Here is a 17,687-nt window from a genome sequence, read left to right as displayed (position 1 = left end):
ACCAATATTTTGATAAATAAATTCAAAATATTGGTAAATATTTATTTAAATAATAAAAAATTTTATTTACTATTAATAAAACTTGGATTATACTCTCACATATTTCAAAAAATAAGGAGAGAGTATGGAAATACTAACTAGCCTTAGCGAAGGTGTTCAATTTAGTATTCAACTAATTGTTGTTCTTATTTGTCTTTTTTATGGGGCAAAAAAAGGCGGTATCGCTCTAGGCTTATTAGGCGGTATAGGTTTATTAGTTTTAAGTTTTGGTTTTGCTGTAGCACCTGGAAAACCTTCTATTGATGTTATGCTTACCATTTTAGCTGTTGTTGTTGCTAGTGCAACTTTGCAAGCTAGTGGTGGTTTGGATGTAATGTTGCAAATTGCAGAAAAAGTTCTAAGAAAAAATCCTAAATTCTTAACTATTTTGGCGCCATTTGTAACTTGCATTCTTACCATGCTTTGTGGAACTGGGCATGTTGTCTATACTATGATGCCTATTATTTATGACATTGCTATTAAAAATGGTATTCGCCCAGAAAGACCAATGGCTGCTTCTAGTATTTCTTCACAACTTGGTATTATCGCAAGTCCTGTTTCAGTTGCAGTTGTAAGCTTAACAGCCCTACTTTTAAATCCAGAAATTAATAAACATCCTTTAGCAGGATTTGATGGCTATGTAGATTTACTTGCTATTACTATACCTTCTACCTTAGTAGGTGTTTTGGCTATAGGAATTTTTTCTTGGTTTAGGGGAAAAGATCTTGATAAAGATGAGGATTTTCAAGCTAAGATTAAAAATCCAGAACAAAGAGAATATATCTATGGCGATAGTAAAACTCTTCTTGGACAAAAACTTCCAACTATCCAATGGGTAGCTATGTGGATTTTCCTAGGTGCTATTGCTATAGTAGCTATACTTGGAGCTTTTCCAGAGCTTAGACCGCAATTTACCTCAAAAGGCGTTACCAAACCTATGAATATGGTAGCAACTATTCAAATGTTTATGCTTTTAGCAGGTGCAGCGCTAATCATTTTTACCAAACTTGATGCAAGCAAAATTGCAAAAAATGAAATTTTTAAATCCGGTATGATAGCCTTAGTAGCTGTTTTTGGAATTTCTTGGATGGCAGATACAATGTTTGCAGTGCATACTCCTATGATGAAAGAATCTTTAGGTAATATCGTTATAGAACATCCTTGGACTTATGCTATTATGCTTTTACTTATTTCTAAATTTGTTAATTCTCAAGCAGCAGCAATTGCAGCTTTTGTGCCACTTGCACTAGGAATTGGTGTTGAACCAGGTATTATCATTGCTTTTGCAGCAGCTTGCTATGGATACTACATTTTACCAACTTATCCAAGCGATCTTGCAACTATACAATTTGATAGATCAGGTACTACAAAAATAGGTAAATTTGTTATCAATCATAGCTTTATCTTACCAGGATTAATTGGTGTGATTGTTTCTTGTATAGTAGGTTATTTTTTAGCTTTAGGTGCAGGATATTTATAAAAATTAAAAGGGCTTTAAAAAAGCCCTTTTTTCTTATTTAAATGCTTTTTCTAAATCAATAGGCATAGCTTGATAACCAGTACTTGCTCCGCTAAAGCGAATTTGTACTGAAGGTTCTTTAGCTCCCCATTTAAATTCATCTATTTCAGGTTTTGGCTCACCTACAGCAGCACCCTTACTTAAGTCAAATGACATTCCAGCAGTAGCACTATAAACCATGATGGAATTTTTATCTTTATGGTATTCTGCCAAAGAAGTGACAGGTGAAAACCATTCATTGCCTCTTTGCTTTCCATACTCCCAAATTTGTTCTACGGTTTTATTTTTTTGATCTATTTTATACACAACTGCTCTTGAGTATTTCATTGAAGCAAAAGCAGGTTGCTCTATACCTCTTGCATCGCCATTATCAAAAGCTGTGATATAAATATATCTTTTGTCAGATTTTTCATCTATTCTAAAAGCAGTATGCTGTGTCCATGTAAAATCAAAACCACCTTCTTCGTTTTCATATCCTGGACATTTGCTATACTCATCTTCACAAACTATCTTTTTGCCATTTTTATCAACAGGTTGCAAAAGTGTTTTTTTATATTTTTCTCCCCATCCTTTGTGTGCTCCTAATATCCATTTTACTTTTTTATCACGTCCTATTTTTATAATAGCACTTTGATGACGACTTGAAATAATAATACTATCATCACTTGGATCATAATCTACGCTATTTACATGAGCCCAGTTACGCCCTACTCCAGTGCCTGCTATATCGCCAAAAGAATCACTTGCGTCCATTTTAGCTAAATCCTCATCACTTAAAGTAACCCCTGCTTTACTCGCATCAATATTTAAACAAACCGCACCTTGATCTAATGCTTTGATTACATTTGCTCTATATGGATCTAAAATTTCAAACAATCTCCACTCATCTACTACATTACCATTTTTATCAACCTCTACTATCACATCGCGTACTGAACGCACATTTTTACCATCAGGACGCTTAACATTGGCAGAAGCCACCCTTAAAAGATAATTTCCATTTTGCATATTATCCATAGAATGAGAAAAATCTATATAAGAAGAAGGTAAAAGACGATTAAAAATTTCTCTACCCATTAAATCATACTTAACATATCTTTGTCCAAAACCCCAAGTTAAAGCTCCATCAGTATTTTGCCTAAATCCCATCATAATACCACGATTGTAAATATTATTCCAATCCATTAATTTATCATTATCAAAATACCAACGAATTTCACCTTTTGTATCAATGATAAATGCATTTGAATTCTCATCCCATTCCATTGCACCACCTGCTGGGTTATTCCAAACAGATTGAGAGCCTTTTCCACTTTGTTTCCCTGGAGCATTATTAACCAAATACAACCTATCTTCAAAACCTTTATCTACTTTAATCACTTCTACTTTTTCAAAAGGTACACCTCTTTGCATAATACTTCCACTTGGCTCTATATTTACTCCACCAGTTGCTATTTTATATACCTCATCTACTACTTTTTCACTCTTTCCAAAAGCAGTTTTAGTATAACTTACTTTTACTGTATTAAAATATGATGGATAAAGTCCAAAAACAGGAATTCCTCCATAAGTTTTAATTTTATTAGGGCTAACCTTATAAGATATAGTCTGTCCATTTGGCTTTGGAACTATAGTTACGCTTACATCACTTAGTTTGTATCCACCATCCATAATTATAGCACTAAGCGGAGATAGACCATAAGGATTCATCTTTACTGCGCCAATTTTGCCTTGAATTTCCCAATCAATTTTAGCACCACTAGGTCCACCCATAGCCAAAGAAACACTAGGCGCTACCATAACAACACTACCAGCAAGCAAAATACTACTTACAATTTTACTAATCTTCATTTTTTCTCCTTTTTTATATTATTAAGCTATTTGCACACTTGGCTCACCTAAAATTTTTAGCAAAACTACTAATATTAAAACAATCAAAGCATAAAATTTAGCCTTAGAATGTGAAAATGTATAAGAAACAAACATGCTTCCTAAAATCACCAAACAAACAACAAAAGCCAACAAACAACAAATCGCCATATTCATAAATTCCATACTAGGAATCAAATACCAACCATTACTATACAACCCATCTTCAAAATTTGGAGGATTTCCAACAAAAAATTTCTGAAAAGCATTTAAACTACCATAAACATCTTCAGGTACTATAGGTGTATCCATACCACATTCACCTGTTGGTAAAAACCATCCTGGTGCCCATTCATGCAATGGTAAATTAAAAGGATATATAGGAATTTCTCTACACCCATCAACACCAGCAAAAGGATTTTCTGAATGTACTATCTCGTGGATATGATTAAGAGTAATACAATACTCTATACCAAGCCATATACCCCAAAATACAAAAGTATATGCAAAAATTTTCAAATAATCATTTTTAGGATCTATCAAGGCTAAAATACCACCAAAAGCCATAGTTAACATAGCAAATCTTATATAAACACACTGCTCACAAGGCTCCATATAAAGGTATTCTTGAAACAAAAAGTGTGCTATAAAAGTTAAGCCTACCATAGCTATAACCATTATCAACCAAGGAACTCTTGTATTTTGCCAAGTAGTGATTTTACTAATAGGACAAGAACTCATAAAATACCTCAAATCACATCTTGCTTAATTCTTCTGTTATTTCTATTAAAGCTTGTGGAGACGTGATAGCTTGTGGTATGATTTGGTATTTACCATTTACTACAAATGCAGGCGTACCATAGTTTTTAGAGATATCATTAGCATATTCATAAGATTTTAAAATTTCACTAGCTTCAGGAGTTTTTAAAAAGTTATCTAAATCTTCTTTGCTTGCTGAAATTGCTTTTAATCCTACTTCATAAAACGCTTCAGGATTGGCTCCATTTCCCCATCTTTGTTTTTTCTTAAAATAAGCATTAAAATATGCTTCAGAAGCTTTATGAGTTAAACTATTTTTATCGCTTTGACTTACTTTATTTTGCTCATCTTTAAAAGCAGCAAAAGCAAAAATTTCATTAGCTTGCTTACCATAATCACCCATAGAGCTAACAGGATAAAATTTATAAGTTAATTGTGGTAATTTTTCTTTGACTTTTGACATGGTATTAAACTTATGATGATCATAACAATGTGTGCAACGATAAGAAAATACTTCTATTAAAGAATTTTGAGCATTTGGGATAGGTGTTTTTAAAACCACATACTCTTTACCCTCACTAAGTGCATTTGCACTCACACCAAGAACAAAAGCAGCTGCCGCCATTGCTTTTGACAAATTATTTAAGTTGAATTTCATTTTATTTCTCCTATTTGTATTTTATATATAATAAATATTTGCAATTTATTATAAACATGCTAAAGTTATATTAATATAACTTAAATATTAATTAAACAATAAGAAAAAATTTCAAAATGAAAATATAATTATTAAAAAAATAAAAAATAATAATACTTTATCACAAAAATTACAAAAAGCAATGCTTAAAAAAGCATTACTTGGTAGAAAGTTCTTTAACTATACGGATTAGTTCTTCTAAAGAAGTGATATACTCAGGATTGATTTGATATTTGCCATTTACTACAAAAGCAGGCGTGCCATAATTTCTTGAAATTTCATTAGCTACATCATAAGCAACTAAAAGCTCTTTGGCTTCTTTAGTTTGTAAAAATTTTTGCAATTCTTCTTTACTAGCACCAATAGCATTTAAACCTATTTTATAAAATAAATCAAGATTATTTAAATTTAATTTTTTTTCAAAATGACTTACAAAATACACATCAGCAAGCTTATAAGTAAGACTTTTTTCACTAGTAACATCTAAACCTAAAACTTTTTCTTTAAAAGAAGCTAAAGCAAACATCTCATTTAAAGCACCACCATACTCGAGCATAGAACTTACCGAGAAAAGATCATATTTTAAATTTGGTAAAGCTTGTTTAACTTTTGCTAGAGTGTGAAATTGATGATGATTATAGCAATGAATACAACGATAAGAAAATACCTCTATTAGAGAATTTTGTGCATTTGGGATAGGTGTTTTTAAAGTAATATACTCTTTACCCTCACTAAGTGCATTTGCACTCACACTAAAAACAAAAGCCATAATAGCTAGCAATTTAAACATTTTTTGCAAAACTTGCATGATTTTCCTTTTTTTGATGATATAAAATACAATTTTAACATAAGATATAAAATCAAGAATGTTTTATGCTTTTCTTATGACATTTTAAGTAGAATTTCAACAAATTTATCAATAAAAAAGTTGATTGCAAGCGATATTTTCCAATCAATATATAATAAAATAAAAGGTCTAAAATGCAAATACGAATTTATTATGAAGATACCGATGCAGGTGGAGTGGTATACCATAGCAACTACTTAAAATTTTGCGAAAGAGCAAGAAGTGAGATATTTTTTCAAAAAAATGCAAAAATTTTTGATAAAAATACAGGACATTTCCTACTTACTAAAGCAAATTGTAACTTTTTAAAACCCGCTAAACTTGGAGATCTTATAGAAGTAAAAACATTTATCACAAAGCTTAAAAAAGCCTCAGTTTGTATAAAACAAGAGATTTATAAAGAAAATACCAAGCTTTTTGAAGCTGAATTTACCCTAGCTTTTTTAAAAAATGAAAAAGTAGCCCCTATAGATGAGACTATAACTAAGGTTTTTACTGATCTTGCAAAGGAGTAAAACCTAAGCCTTGCGAGCGAATGATTTTAACCTTATAGTCAAATTGATTATCATTTAAACCCTCATCAAAAATTCTTTGAGAATCTTTATCTAAAAACTGCGTATAAAAATAATCAAGGCCCACGCTAGTTGCATAAGCTATCCAGTTGTAATTAATATTTTGCGAAAAAAGCTCATTAAGATAGCTTAGAGTTTGATCCTCATTAGAAATGGAATTTGCTAGCAAAAGTTTTTTTCTATCATTAATTTGCGTTAAACTTAGCAAAATAGGATTATAATTAATCTGAGTTGATAATAACACAAAAGGCTCTATATCATAAGTTCTTATTTGTGAGCTTATGAGTGCTGTTTTAATCAAAGAAGTATTTAAAATAATACTAGAATCTTGAAAACTTCTATTTTGATTTAAAATACTTCTAAAATCAAATTTAGAACTATTAATAGTATAAATTTTCTCACTACCATTACCTGCGTTTAAAACATTCTCATCTAAGCGATTAGCTAAGGCTGTTCCATCTGAAAAAATAATATTTTTACCATTGGAATATTCCAAAAGTTTTTGGATTTGTTTTTGATAGTCTATACTTCCAAAATACACATTTTCATTTTGCGTATCAAAATTTCTTTTATGTGCAGTAGGAATAAAAACTTTTACATTAGAATCAAGGCTTTCTTTTAATAAATTTTTCACACCTTTATCTGTAAAACCTGCGATAATATAATTAAATTTCTCATCTTGAGCTTGTTTAAAAGCTTTAGTTATCTTGCTCTCATCTTCTGTGCCTATTAAAAACACCTTTACTTTTATTTGCGCTCTTTGTCTTAATAAATACGCTATGCTTGAATTTATAATAGTATTAGAATAACTTTTAATCGTTTGCTCAGGTATAATAATAGCTAGTTTTATGCTAGCATTTTTTTGAATTCTTTTTTCAAAATCTATAATAGAATTTAAAAGTTTGGTATAGATATTGACTAAAAGCTCATTTGCATTATCATTATTAAATCTTGATAAAAAATTAAAATAAAGTCCTGTTTCTAACAAAGTAAATAAACAATCATTATCACAATTTTGAAATTCTAAATTAGGATAAAAAGACTCACTAGGTTCTATAGGTGATGGTTTTTGCTCTTTCGCAAAGACATTTAAAGTTAAAACAAAACTCATCATCAAACAAACTAAACTTTTTCTCATAAATAACCTTTTATTTTTTTAATATCTTCTATAAATTCAGCATAAAAGCTAGGATTTTTACTCAAAAAATTCAAATCATAACTTGGCAAAAGTAAGGCATTATTATAATACATACATTGTCCTTTATATTTTTGAAAATTCTCAAAACCCAAACTTGCAAAAGCTTCTTGACCAAGACATAAAATAATCTTTGCTTTTATAAAATCAAGCTCATTATAAAAATACGGCAAGCATAATTTTAATGCTTGATCGTCTATTTTAAAATTACTAAAACATTTAAACATATAAGAAAAATATATCTCATCATCTTTTAAATTTAAAAGCTCCTTGCATAATCTTAAAAACTCTTGCTTATTTTTAGAAGCAAAAAACTTTCCACTCTCATTTTCTTCTTTATCAACAAAAGCTTGGTAAATCAAAATTTTAGCATTTTTGGCTTCTTTTTCCATTAAACTATGCTTTCTTAGTCTAGAAAAATGACAAAGATTGCAGGTTTTTACCCTTTCGTTTAATTCTTTAAAACTTAAATTAAAATACCTAATTTGTTTTTGCTCGTTAAAATATTCATAACCAAAAGCTTTTAAATAATACAAATTACGCTTATTCATTACATCAATGCTTCTAAATTTTCACCCTCTAAACGATAAGTTCTCCACTCATTCATATGCTTTGCATTTAATTTAGTATAAAACTCAATCCCTAAATCATTATCGTTCAAACATACCCATTCTAATCTTTTAAGATTTTTTTCTTTACAAATTTGTGCTAAATATTTAAAAACAGCTTTTGCATAGCCTTTTTTTCTATGTTTTGCCTGTATATAAATATCTTCTAGATATAACCCACCTAAACCCCAAAAAGACGAAAAAGTAAAATAATACATTGCATAACCTATGATTTTACCATCAACTTTTAGACTTAAAGCCTTGGCATATTTATTTTCAAAAAAAGATTCTTCAAGTTCTTTAGTTGTGCATTTTACATCTTCAAGCATATTTTCATGGATAGCAAGCTCTTTAATTAATTCTAAAATTTTTTCTAAATCTTCTTTTTTACTCTCACAAATTTCAAAACTCATGATTTTTCCTTAAAATACATAAAAATAAAACAAAAATTTAGCAAAAACTTTTAAAATAACTCTTAATTAAAAGCAGATTTAAGTAAGATTTTGATAAAATACACGCTTATTATTTTGTTTTTTATTTTAAGTTAAGGAAAGAATATGAAAAGAACATATCAACCACACAAAACTCCTAAAAAAAGAACTCATGGCTTCCGCGTGCGTATGAAAAGCAAAAATGGTCGTAAGGTGATCAATGCTAGACGCGCTAAAGGTAGAAAAAGATTAGCGGTATAAAAGATTTTCTAAGTATTAACGACTTAGGAGAGTTTGCAACAATTTATAAAGAAGGTAAAAAGTGGCACTGTGAAGGTGTAATCATCTTTTATACTTTAAGTAAAGAAAAAAAATTTGCTGTTGTTGCTAGTAAAAAAGTTGGAAAAGCTGTCGTTAGAAATAGAGCCAAAAGGCTCTTAAGATCAGCTTTTTTTCAGGTTAAAAATCAAGTCGAAAACGGGAAATACATACTTGTAGCTAAGACAAGTATTACTGAAATTCCTTTTTTAAAATTAGAAAAAAACTTGAAATGGGGTTTGAAAAAAATAGGATGTATAAAATAGCTTGTTTAAAACTTATTAGATTTTACCAGCTCTTTATCAGCCCTTTTAAGCCACAATGCTGCAGGTATTATCCAAGTTGTTCTGAATATGCCTTATGGCAATTTAAAAAAAATAATATTTTTAAAGCATTTGGTGCAGTTTTTTTAAGAATTTTAAAATGCAATCCGTTTTTTAAAGGTGGTATTGATTATCCTAAAATACGCAAGAATACTCTAAACTCAGGTGTATGTTTTAAACCTAGTTTTAATGCTTTAAAACAACTCAATTATTTTTATATCCCTTGCAATGATAATCAATTTTTTTTAATTAAGATTATATTTCCAAAGGACAATCCGTGTCAGAAAATTTATCCCAGCAAAAACGCATATTAATTGCCGTTGTATTATCATTTTTATTTTTTGTAGTTTATGATTATTTTTTTATCCCAAAAGCACCACAAAATGAGCAAAATATCACTCATATAGAACAAAACAATTCAGCTCCACAAACTACAACCGCAAATACAAATACACAAGCTCCAAAGACAGAACTTAGTGTTAATCAAAAAGAAGAAATAGCAGTTGTTAAAAGTGAGCATTTTGAAGCACATATTGACTCTTTAGGTAGAATAGCTAAATTTTATCTAAGCGATGAAAAATATAAAGATGAAAATGGTAAAAGCATTAATCTAGTAGATACTTCTTTATCACCTTTGCCACTAGAAATAAGATTTAGTGATACAAAGATAAATCAAGAGGCATTCAATACAGTATATACAGCTAGTCAAAAAACTATCAATGTAAATGATGAAAATACAACATTAATTCTTACTCAAAATTTAAATGATCTAATAATAACTAAAAAAATCACTTTTCACAAATATGGAAATTATAATTTAGAAGTAAATCTAAGCAAAGATACAGCTTATTTTATCACTCCAGGTTATCGTCCAAATATAGCAGTTGATAGTTATACAGTACATGGAGTTTTAATCTTAGATAAAGATGATAAAATAACAATGTTAGAAGATGGTGATGTAGAAAATGATGAAAGTTTTTCTAATGTAACCCTTATGGCAGCTTCAGATCGCTATTATAGTGCTTTCTTTTATAATTTTGAAAAACCTTTAAATGCAGTAGTTACTAAAGATAATCACGAAAATTCTATCGTTTTTGCAAGTGCAACTAACAATTTTAAAGCAACCGGATATATAGGTTCAAAAGAGCATGAAATTTTAAGAAGCATTCATGCAGATTTAGATGATGTGGTAGAATATGGTTGGTTTACTTTTATAGCTAAACCTATGTTTGAATTTTTAAATTTCTTACATGGTTATTTGGGTAATTGGGGTTGGGCTATCGTAGTGATGACTTTAATTGTGCGTATTATTCTTTTCCCACTTACTTACAAATCAATGATTTCTATGAATAAACTCAAAGATTTAGCACCAAAAATGAAAGAAATTAGAGAACGCTACAAAGGTGATCCACAAAAAATGAATTTACATATGATGGAACTTTATAAAAAACATGGTGCAAACCCAATGAGCGGATGTTTACCTATACTCATTCAAATTCCAATTTTCTTTGCAATTTATAGAGTTTTACTAAATGCCATAGAACTTAAAGCTGCACCTTGGGCTTTTTGGATTACAGATTTATCTGTGATGGATCCATGGTTTATTTTACCTATATTTATGGGTCTAACTATGTTTATCCAGCAACTTATTACACCAATGGCTATACAAGATCCTATGCAAGAAAAGATTATGAAATTCTTACCATTAATTTTCACTTTCTTTTTCTTAACATTCCCAGCAGGTTTAACTTTGTATTGGTGTGTAAATAATATATGCTCACTTATTCAACAAGTAATTGTTAATAAGCTTTTCAAAAACCACAAAAAAGAGGAAATAGCTAAACATGAACATAGAAGCTAAAGACTTACAAACTGCACTCATAGAAGCCTCAAAACAACTTGAGTGCTCTGTGATTGACTTAGAATACGAAGTTATTCAACATGCTAAAGCAGGATTTTTTGGCCTTTTTAAAAAAAATGCGATAATCTGTATTAAAGGACATAAAAAAACTCAAAAAGTCCATAATGAAAAACCTAAAAAAAATCAAAATGAGAAATTTAACAAATATTCTCAAAAAAATTTTGAAAAAAATGAATATAAAAAAGAATATAAAGAAAATTTTCAAAAACCAATTGAAAATATTGCTCAACCTAAAGAACATTATAAAGTAAAAAATGATGCTATTTTTGATTCTTTCCATAAGGAGTCTTCAGAAGAAAAAAACATTGTTTCTTATATAGATGAGATAAAAATTTCACTAGAAAATTTACTAGCAACTTTTGATTTTGATATTAAAGTTGTGCAAGTTAGTGTTTGGGATGAAACCTGTGTTTTAATTAAACTTGATGGAGAAGATGCAGCCTTACTTATAGGCAAAGAAGCTCACAGATATAAAGCTTTTTCATATTTACTTTATAATTGGCTTAATGCTAAATATAAAATTCAACCAAGACTAGAAATAGCGCAATTTTTGGAAAACCAAACCCAAGCTATTGATAGTTATTTAAAAATTCTCATAGAAAAAGTAGAGAACACTGGAAGAGTTCAAACAAAACCACTAGATGGAATTTGGCTAAAACTTGCTTTAGAAAAATTAAGAGAACGCTTTCCTGATAAGTATGTAGCTATCAAACAAAATGACGATCAAAGATATATCGTTGTGAATGATTTTTTGAAGAAAAATGAATGAATGACACGATAACTGCTATTGCTACAGCTCACGGAGTGGGCTCTATAAGCATCATTAGAGTAAGTGGAAAAAAAGCTTTAGAACTTGCATTAAAAATTACCCACAAAAAAGAACTCACACCACGCTATGCGCACTTATGCAAACTTTATAAAAACAATAGTGACTTTTTAGACGAGGCCTTAGTAATTTATTTTAAAGCACCCTACTCTTTTACAGGAGAAGATATTGTGGAATTTCAACTTCATGGCGGTTTTTCTTTGAGTGAAATTTTACTCGATGAGCTTGTTTTAGCAGGCGCGCGCCTTGCCAATCCTGGAGAATTTAGCAAAAGAGCTTGCTTAAATGGCAAAATGGATCTTTTAAAAGCTTTAAGCATACAAGATGCTATCATGTCAAAATCAACAAGTGCTGCAAATATCATAGCAAAAAATATTAAAGGTGATTTAAGTAAATTTTTAAACACCATTCGAATAGACCTTGTTCAAACTCTTGCTTTTGTAGAAACTAGCATTGACTATGCAGATGATGATTTACCGCAAGATCTACTTGATCAAATCATTGCTATGTGTGAAAAAAATTCAAAACTTTTAAGCGATATAGTAGATATTTCCTTAAGTAAAAAAGGTCTTATAAATGGCTTTAAAGTTGCTATTATCGGCAAGCCAAATGCCGGAAAAAGTTCATTGTTAAATTCGCTTTTAGCATTTGATAGAGCTATTGTATCTAATATTGCAGGCACCACAAGAGATCGTATCGAGGAAAGTTTAAAAATAGGCTCACATTTAATTAAAATCATCGACACAGCAGGTATAAGAAACGCAGATGATGAGATAGAAAAAATCGGAGTCAACTTAAGTTATGAAAGCATTAAAGAAGCAGATATCATTATAGCTGTTTTTGACGGATCTAAAGAATTTGAAGAAGAAGATAAACATATTTTACAAGCTTTAAAAGATTGTGATAAAAAAATTATTTATGTTTTAAATAAAAGCGATTTGGCTACCAAATTTAAACATGAAATTGGCACTTCTTGTATACGCATTTGCGCCCAAAAAAACACTCAAGCCATTAAGGAAAGTTTAAATGAATACTTAAATACTTTAGATGGCGATGGAATGCTAATTAGCAATACCTTAATACTCAATGCTTGTAAAAATGCTAGTGAAGCTATTTTGCGTGCAAGAGATTTATTAAAGGAAAGTTCTTTAGAACTTTTTGCTTTTGAATTAAATTTAGCCATAGGAGAAATAGCTCAATTTACCAAAAATTTTGAAAGAGATGAAATTTTAGATGCAATGTTTAGTAATTTTTGTTTAGGAAAATAAAAAGGAGATAATTATGGATAAAGAAGTTATAAAACAACACAAAATTAGCGATGAGGAATATCAAGAAATTTTAAATATACTAGGTAGAGAACCTAATTTATTAGAACTTGGAGTGATTTCTGCAATGTGGAGTGAACATTGCTCATATAAATCAAGTAAAAAATACCTTAATGGCTTTCCAACTAAAGCTCCTTGGGTAATCCAAGGTCCTGGTGAAAATGCTGGAGTAATAGATATAGGCAAAGGAATGGCTGCTGTATTTAAAGTAGAAAGTCATAATCACCCAAGTTTTATAGAGCCATTTGCAGGTGCAGCTACTGGTGTGGGTGGAATTTTACGCGATGTTTTTACCATGGGTGCTAGAGTTGTTGCAGGTATGAATTCTTTAAAATTTGGTAATATCCACGATGAAAAAATAGGCAAACATCAAAAATATTTAGTTAAGGGTGTAGTAAGTGGAATTTCACACTATGGTAATTGTATGGGTGTTCCTACTATAGGTGGAGAATGCGCTTTTGATGAGTGCTTTAATGGAAATATCTTAGTTAATGCTTTTGCACTTGGAACTTGCAAAATCGAAGATATTTTTTATGCAAAGGCTGAAGGTATAGGAAATCCTGTAATTTATGTAGGCTCAAAAACTGGTCGTGATGGACTTGGTGGAGCTGTAATGGCAAGCGATAGTTTTAATGAATCTAGCAAAAGCTTAAGACCAACTGTTCAAATTGGTGATCCATTTGCTGAAAAATTATTAATGGAAGCTTGTTTGGAACTTTTCAAAACTGATTATATAGTTGGAATTCAAGATATGGGTGCAGCAGGACTTACTTCAAGCTCTTTTGAAATGGCAGGACGCAGTGGTAGCGGGATGAAACTTTACCTTGATAAAACTCCTATGAGAGAAGAAGGTATGACTCCTTATGAGTTAATGCTAAGTGAATCTCAAGAAAGAATGCTAATTTGTGCTAAAAAAGGCTATGAAGAAAAAGTTATTGAGATTTTTAATAAGTGGGGGCTTGATGCAGCTATTATAGGCGAAGTTACAGATACTGGCAAAATGGAATTATTTTGGCATGATGAATTAGTTGGTCTAATCCCTATTGAACCACTAAGCGAAAAAGCACCTATACTTGATAGACCTGTGGCTAAGCCAAAATACTTAGATGAAATAAAAAGCTATCAATTTAAACTTAGCATTCCCACTCAAGAAGCCTTTGAAAAACTTCTTGCAAATGAAAATATCAGTAATAAAGCTTATATTTATGAGCAGTTTGACTCAAGCGTACAAACTAACACCTTAAAAAGCGATGGGGCTTTAGGAGCAAATAGTATTAGAATTAAAGAAAATAATTGCTTGCTTTCTATGGCCATTGAGTGCAACTCAAGATTAAACTATGTAAATCCAAAAATCGGTGCAGCAGCAGCCGTTGCAAGTGCAGGAAGAAAAATAGCATGCTCGGGAGCTAGACCTTTGGCAATTAGTGATTGTTTAAACTATGGCAACCCACAAAACCCTGAAGTAATGTGGCAATTTGCTCAAGGCTGTGAAGGTATTAAACTAGCTTGTAAAGAACTCAATACCCCTGTGGTAAGCGGAAATGTTTCTTTATATAATGAAACCGATGGAGTAAGTATTTTTCCAAGTCCAACCATAGCTTGCGTTGGTATTCACGAAAAAGCAGAAAATGTTTTAAAATCATACTTTAGTAAAGAAACGCAAGCTATTTATTTAATAGGAGAAAGTAAAGGTAGTTTTGGTGGATCTTTGATTGCTAAAGTACTAGATCAAAAAGTCGCAGGAGAGCTTGAAGATATAGATTTTAAAGCAGAATTAAAACTATGGGATTTCTTACTAAAAGCAAACGAAGCAAAGTTACTTGATTGTGCTAATAGCATAGGCATAGGTGGTCTTGCTATGACTTTAGCCAAAATGAGCGCAAAGGCGAATTTGGGTGTAAATGTAAAAACAAATTTTAAAAACAGAAGTTTTATTTTTGAAGAAAGTCCAACTAGAGTTGTAATTGGTGTTAAAAATGAAGAAAATTTTATTGAATTTGCAAACAAAATGAAAATTAATTTTGCAAAACTTGGAATTTTAAATGAAAAAGATTTCGTTTTAGATGATATTAAGATATCTTTAGTAAAACTACAAAAAATTTATTTTGATAAATTTAAAGAATATTTAGGATAGAAATGCTTTTTGTTTTATTAGTATTAGCAATTCTTGCATTTTATTGGTATTATAAAACTTGGGGTAAAGATGATCTTTTAGGCTCTTTCAAAAAAGGAGCTAAAAGCTTCTCTCAAGGCTTTAAACAAGGCTATCATGAAGAAAGGATTGATGGCTTTAAAAGGAGATTAAACTATTATGTTATAGCGCTTTTAGCAAAAATAGCAAAAAGTGATGGTAGAGTTAGCGAGAATGAAGCAAACATGATCTCACAAATTCTTGATTATAATGCTAAAGATAAAAAAGAAAGAGATTTTTTAAAACAATGTTTTAATGAACATAAAAACACTTTAAATGATACTTTTGATATAGCCAAAGAGTTTATCAAAGAAGTGCCTTTACCACAACAAGAAAGAATTAATATTTTAAATGTCTTAGTAGCAATGGCTTTGATTGATGGAGAACTTAACAATACCAAAAAAGATGTCTTAAGAGCTATCATTAGAGCTTTTGAACTTGATGTAAATATACTTGAAAAACTTTTAAACTCTATGCAAACACAAAATACAGGTATGAATTTACAAAAGGCTTGTGAAATTTTAGGCTTAAATGAAAATGCAAACTTGCAAGAGCTTAAAAAACGTTATAGAGAACTTGCCAAAAAATACCACCCTGATATTTTAAACGCAAACAATAGCGATGAAGAAAAAATCAAAGAAGGTGTTAAAAAATTTCAAGAAATTAATGAATCATATGAATTTTTAAAACAATATATAGAAAGGAAAAATTAATGAAAGCACTAATTAGTGTGAGCGATAAAGAAGGTGTTGTAGAATTTGCTAGCGAACTTACTAAATTAGGTTATGAGCTTTTATCCACCGGAGGTACTTATAAGCTTTTAAAAGAAAATAATTTACAAGTACAAGAAGTTAGTGAATTTACTCAAAGCCCTGAAATGTTTGAAGGGCGTGTTAAAACATTACACCCAAAAATTCATGGTGGAATTTTATACAAAAGAGAAAATGAAGATCATCGAAAACAAGCCAAAGATTACAACATCGAAAGTATAGACTTACTTTGTGTGAATTTATATCCTTTCAAAAAAACTACAATTTTAACCCAAGATTTTGATGAGATTGTAGAAAATATCGACATTGGTGGTCCTGCTATGATACGCAGTGGTGCAAAAAACTTTAAAAATGTCATTGTCGTTTGTGATATTTTAGACTATGATAAAATCATACAAGCTTTAAAAGATAATACCTTAGATCTTGATTTTAGAAGAGCATTGATGATCAAAGCTTATGAGCATACAGCAAATTATGATGCTTACATAGCAAATTATATGAATGAGCGTTTTAATGGTGGCTTTGGTGCAAGTAAATTTATCGTAGGTCAAAAAGTGTTTGACACAAGATATGGAGAAAACCCTCATCAAAAAGGTGCTTTATATGAATTTGATGACTTTTTCACACACAATTTTACAACCTTAAAAGGTGAAGCAAGTTTTAACAATCTAACCGATATTAACGCGGCTTTAAATTTAGCAAGTGCTTTTGATAAAGCTCCGGCAGTAGCCATTGTAAAACATGCAAATGCTTGCGGATTTGCCATAAAAGAAAACTTACTCCAAAGCTATATCCATGCTCTTAAATGCGATACCTTAAGTGCTTATGGTGGGGTTGTTGCTATCAATGGAACTTTAGATAAAGAATTAGCGCAAAAAATCAATGAAATTTATATAGAAGTTATTATTGCAGCAAATGTAGACGATGATGCTTTGGAAGTTTTTAAAGATAAAAAGCGTATTAAAATCTTTACACAAAAAGCGCCATTTTTAACTAGAGCTTATGATAAATATGATTTTAAGCACATAGATGGTGGTTTTGTATATCAAGATAGTGATGAAGTTAAAGAAGATGAATTAAAAAATGCGATTTTAAAAAGCGAAAGAAAAGCTAATGAACAAGAATTAAAAGATCTTGAAATAGCTATGAAAATTGCTGCATTTACTAAATCAAACAATGTAGTTTATGTAAAAAATGGAGCTATGGTAGCCATTGGTATGGGTATGACAAGTCGTATCGATGCAGCTAAAGCAGCTATTAATAAAGCCAAGGAAATGGGGCTTGATCTAAATGGTTGTGTTTTAGCAAGCGAAGCTTTCTTTCCATTTAGAGATAGTATAGATGAGGCTAGCAAAATAGGAGTAAAAGCCATCATTGAACCGGGTGGAAGCATAAGAGATGAGGATATCATCCAAGCTGCTAATGAGTATGGTATCGCATTATACTTTAGCGGCATAAGACACTTTTTACACTAATA

The 17,687-nt window shown here is 30.4% G+C and carries 18 protein-coding genes; 11 read left to right on the top strand and 7 right to left on the bottom strand.

Annotated elements, in window-relative coordinates; translation table 11 throughout:
* Nucleotides 1–124: 124 nt before the first annotated feature.
* Nucleotides 125–1,519 (top strand): anaerobic C4-dicarboxylate transporter, encoded by a 1,395-nt coding sequence (locus tag L8U37_RS05615; RefSeq protein ID WP_133319306.1) that lies wholly within the window; start codon nucleotides 125–127, stop codon nucleotides 1,517–1,519.
* A 33-nt stretch (nucleotides 1,520–1,552) separates the two neighbouring features.
* On the opposite strand, the gene L8U37_RS05610 is transcribed toward L8U37_RS05615, so the two are convergent.
* From L8U37_RS05610 to L8U37_RS05595, 4 genes are all read right to left on the bottom strand, one after another.
* Nucleotides 1,553–3,409: an aryl-sulfate sulfotransferase gene (locus L8U37_RS05610; RefSeq protein ID WP_263666743.1), complete on the bottom strand. Its 1,857-nt coding sequence runs from the start codon at nucleotides 3,407–3,409 to the stop codon at nucleotides 1,553–1,555.
* Nucleotides 3,410–3,430: 21 nt separating this feature from the next.
* On the bottom strand, nucleotides 3,431–4,168 hold the full coding sequence (gene dsbI / locus L8U37_RS05605) for a protein-disulfide oxidoreductase DsbI (protein ID WP_263728768.1): 738 nt from the start codon (nucleotides 4,166–4,168) through the stop codon (nucleotides 3,431–3,433).
* Nucleotides 4,169–4,181: 13 nt separating this feature from the next.
* Nucleotides 4,182–4,844: a thiol:disulfide interchange protein DsbA/DsbL gene (locus L8U37_RS05600; protein WP_263659342.1), complete on the bottom strand. Its 663-nt coding sequence runs from the start codon at nucleotides 4,842–4,844 to the stop codon at nucleotides 4,182–4,184.
* 196 nt (nucleotides 4,845–5,040) lie between these two features.
* Nucleotides 5,041–5,691 (bottom strand): thiol:disulfide interchange protein DsbA/DsbL, encoded by a 651-nt coding sequence (locus L8U37_RS05595; protein WP_263665637.1) that lies wholly within the window; start codon nucleotides 5,689–5,691, stop codon nucleotides 5,041–5,043.
* A 173-nt stretch (nucleotides 5,692–5,864) separates the two neighbouring features.
* Between L8U37_RS05595 and L8U37_RS05590 the strand changes: the two genes are divergently transcribed.
* Nucleotides 5,865–6,245, top strand: coding sequence for a YbgC/FadM family acyl-CoA thioesterase (locus L8U37_RS05590; protein ID WP_087699453.1), 381 nt, complete (start codon nucleotides 5,865–5,867; stop codon nucleotides 6,243–6,245).
* Here L8U37_RS05590 and L8U37_RS05585 read toward each other — a convergent pair.
* From L8U37_RS05585 to L8U37_RS05575, 3 genes are read right to left on the bottom strand one after another with little or no spacing between them, the layout of a single operon-like run.
* Nucleotides 6,223–7,440 (bottom strand): hypothetical protein, encoded by a 1,218-nt coding sequence (locus L8U37_RS05585; RefSeq protein WP_220566741.1) that lies wholly within the window; start codon nucleotides 7,438–7,440, stop codon nucleotides 6,223–6,225. The two genes, L8U37_RS05590 and L8U37_RS05585, sit on opposite strands and share 23 nt — an antisense overlap.
* On the bottom strand, nucleotides 7,437–8,048 hold the full coding sequence (locus L8U37_RS05580; protein WP_263728767.1) for a uracil-DNA glycosylase family protein: 612 nt from the start codon (nucleotides 8,046–8,048) through the stop codon (nucleotides 7,437–7,439). Before L8U37_RS05580 ends, L8U37_RS05585 begins: the two co-directional genes overlap by 4 nt.
* Entirely contained in the window at nucleotides 8,048–8,521 is a 474-nt protein-coding gene (locus L8U37_RS05575; protein ID WP_263660624.1) for a GNAT family N-acetyltransferase, read from the bottom strand. Before L8U37_RS05575 ends, L8U37_RS05580 begins: the two co-directional genes overlap by 1 nt.
* A 141-nt stretch (nucleotides 8,522–8,662) precedes the next feature.
* Here L8U37_RS05575 and rpmH point away from each other — a divergent pair, with 141 nt between their 5' ends.
* From rpmH to purH, 9 genes are read left to right on the top strand one after another with little or no spacing between them, the layout of a single operon-like run.
* Nucleotides 8,663–8,797: a 50S ribosomal protein L34 gene (gene rpmH / locus L8U37_RS05570; RefSeq protein WP_012661270.1), complete on the top strand. Its 135-nt coding sequence runs from the start codon at nucleotides 8,663–8,665 to the stop codon at nucleotides 8,795–8,797.
* Complete coding sequence (gene rnpA, locus L8U37_RS05565; protein WP_082018444.1) at nucleotides 8,794–9,120, top strand: ribonuclease P protein component; 327 nt, start codon at nucleotides 8,794–8,796, stop codon at nucleotides 9,118–9,120. The genes rpmH and rnpA overlap by 4 nt, the downstream gene beginning before the upstream one ends.
* Nucleotides 9,108–9,491: a membrane protein insertion efficiency factor YidD gene (gene yidD / locus L8U37_RS05560; RefSeq protein ID WP_039664776.1), complete on the top strand. Its 384-nt coding sequence runs from the start codon at nucleotides 9,108–9,110 to the stop codon at nucleotides 9,489–9,491. Before rnpA ends, yidD begins: the two co-directional genes overlap by 13 nt.
* Entirely contained in the window at nucleotides 9,455–11,038 is a 1,584-nt protein-coding gene (yidC, locus tag L8U37_RS05555; RefSeq protein WP_263659339.1) for a membrane protein insertase YidC, read from the top strand. Before yidD ends, yidC begins: the two co-directional genes overlap by 37 nt.
* Complete coding sequence (locus L8U37_RS05550) at nucleotides 11,022–11,867, top strand: Jag N-terminal domain-containing protein (protein WP_133319314.1); 846 nt, start codon at nucleotides 11,022–11,024, stop codon at nucleotides 11,865–11,867. Before yidC ends, L8U37_RS05550 begins: the two co-directional genes overlap by 17 nt.
* A complete protein-coding gene (gene mnmE, locus L8U37_RS05545) occupies nucleotides 11,864–13,192 on the top strand; it encodes a tRNA uridine-5-carboxymethylaminomethyl(34) synthesis GTPase MnmE (protein WP_263728766.1) in 1,329 nt (442 codons plus the stop codon). Before L8U37_RS05550 ends, mnmE begins: the two co-directional genes overlap by 4 nt.
* A 13-nt stretch (nucleotides 13,193–13,205) precedes the next feature.
* A complete protein-coding gene (purL, locus tag L8U37_RS05540; protein WP_263728765.1) occupies nucleotides 13,206–15,383 on the top strand; it encodes a phosphoribosylformylglycinamidine synthase subunit PurL in 2,178 nt (725 codons plus the stop codon).
* A 2-nt stretch (nucleotides 15,384–15,385) separates the two neighbouring features.
* Complete coding sequence (locus tag L8U37_RS05535; RefSeq protein WP_133319317.1) at nucleotides 15,386–16,153, top strand: DnaJ domain-containing protein; 768 nt, start codon at nucleotides 15,386–15,388, stop codon at nucleotides 16,151–16,153.
* Nucleotides 16,153–17,685: a bifunctional phosphoribosylaminoimidazolecarboxamide formyltransferase/IMP cyclohydrolase gene (gene purH, locus L8U37_RS05530; RefSeq protein ID WP_263728764.1), complete on the top strand. Its 1,533-nt coding sequence runs from the start codon at nucleotides 16,153–16,155 to the stop codon at nucleotides 17,683–17,685. The genes L8U37_RS05535 and purH overlap by 1 nt, the downstream gene beginning before the upstream one ends.
* Nucleotides 17,686–17,687: the final 2 nt, after the last annotated feature.

Source organism: Campylobacter sp. RKI_CA19_01122, from assembly GCF_025771325.1.
GTDB classification, from domain to species: Bacteria; Campylobacterota; Campylobacteria; order Campylobacterales; family Campylobacteraceae; genus Campylobacter_D; species Campylobacter_D lari_D.
This window is presented reverse-complemented; position numbering and strand designations above follow the sequence as displayed.

What these genes read in the sequence shown, in the direction of transcription:
- L8U37_RS05615 (WP_133319306.1), top strand. Translation starts at nt 125, where the DNA reads ATGGAAATACTAACTAGCCTTAGCGAAGGTGTTCAATTTAGTATTCAA.
- L8U37_RS05610 (WP_263666743.1), bottom strand. Translation starts at nt 3,409, where the DNA reads ATGAAGATTAGTAAAATTGTAAGTAGTATTTTGCTTGCTGGTAGTGTT.
- dsbI (WP_263728768.1), bottom strand. Translation starts at nt 4,168, where the DNA reads ATGAGTTCTTGTCCTATTAGTAAAATCACTACTTGGCAAAATACAAGA.
- L8U37_RS05600 (WP_263659342.1), bottom strand. Translation starts at nt 4,844, where the DNA reads ATGAAATTCAACTTAAATAATTTGTCAAAAGCAATGGCGGCAGCTGCT.
- L8U37_RS05595 (WP_263665637.1), bottom strand. Translation starts at nt 5,691, where the DNA reads ATGCAAGTTTTGCAAAAAATGTTTAAATTGCTAGCTATTATGGCTTTT.
- L8U37_RS05590 (WP_087699453.1), top strand. Translation starts at nt 5,865, where the DNA reads ATGCAAATACGAATTTATTATGAAGATACCGATGCAGGTGGAGTGGTA.
- L8U37_RS05585 (WP_220566741.1), bottom strand. Translation starts at nt 7,440, where the DNA reads ATGAGAAAAAGTTTAGTTTGTTTGATGATGAGTTTTGTTTTAACTTTA.
- L8U37_RS05580 (WP_263728767.1), bottom strand. Translation starts at nt 8,048, where the DNA reads ATGAATAAGCGTAATTTGTATTATTTAAAAGCTTTTGGTTATGAATAT.
- rpmH (WP_012661270.1), top strand. Translation starts at nt 8,663, where the DNA reads ATGAAAAGAACATATCAACCACACAAAACTCCTAAAAAAAGAACTCAT.
- yidD (WP_039664776.1), top strand. Translation starts at nt 9,108, where the DNA reads ATGTATAAAATAGCTTGTTTAAAACTTATTAGATTTTACCAGCTCTTT.
- L8U37_RS05550 (WP_133319314.1), top strand. Translation starts at nt 11,022, where the DNA reads ATGAACATAGAAGCTAAAGACTTACAAACTGCACTCATAGAAGCCTCA.
- mnmE (WP_263728766.1), top strand. Translation starts at nt 11,864, where the DNA reads ATGAATGACACGATAACTGCTATTGCTACAGCTCACGGAGTGGGCTCT.
- purL (WP_263728765.1), top strand. Translation starts at nt 13,206, where the DNA reads ATGGATAAAGAAGTTATAAAACAACACAAAATTAGCGATGAGGAATAT.
- L8U37_RS05535 (WP_133319317.1), top strand. Translation starts at nt 15,386, where the DNA reads ATGCTTTTTGTTTTATTAGTATTAGCAATTCTTGCATTTTATTGGTAT.
- purH (WP_263728764.1), top strand. Translation starts at nt 16,153, where the DNA reads ATGAAAGCACTAATTAGTGTGAGCGATAAAGAAGGTGTTGTAGAATTT.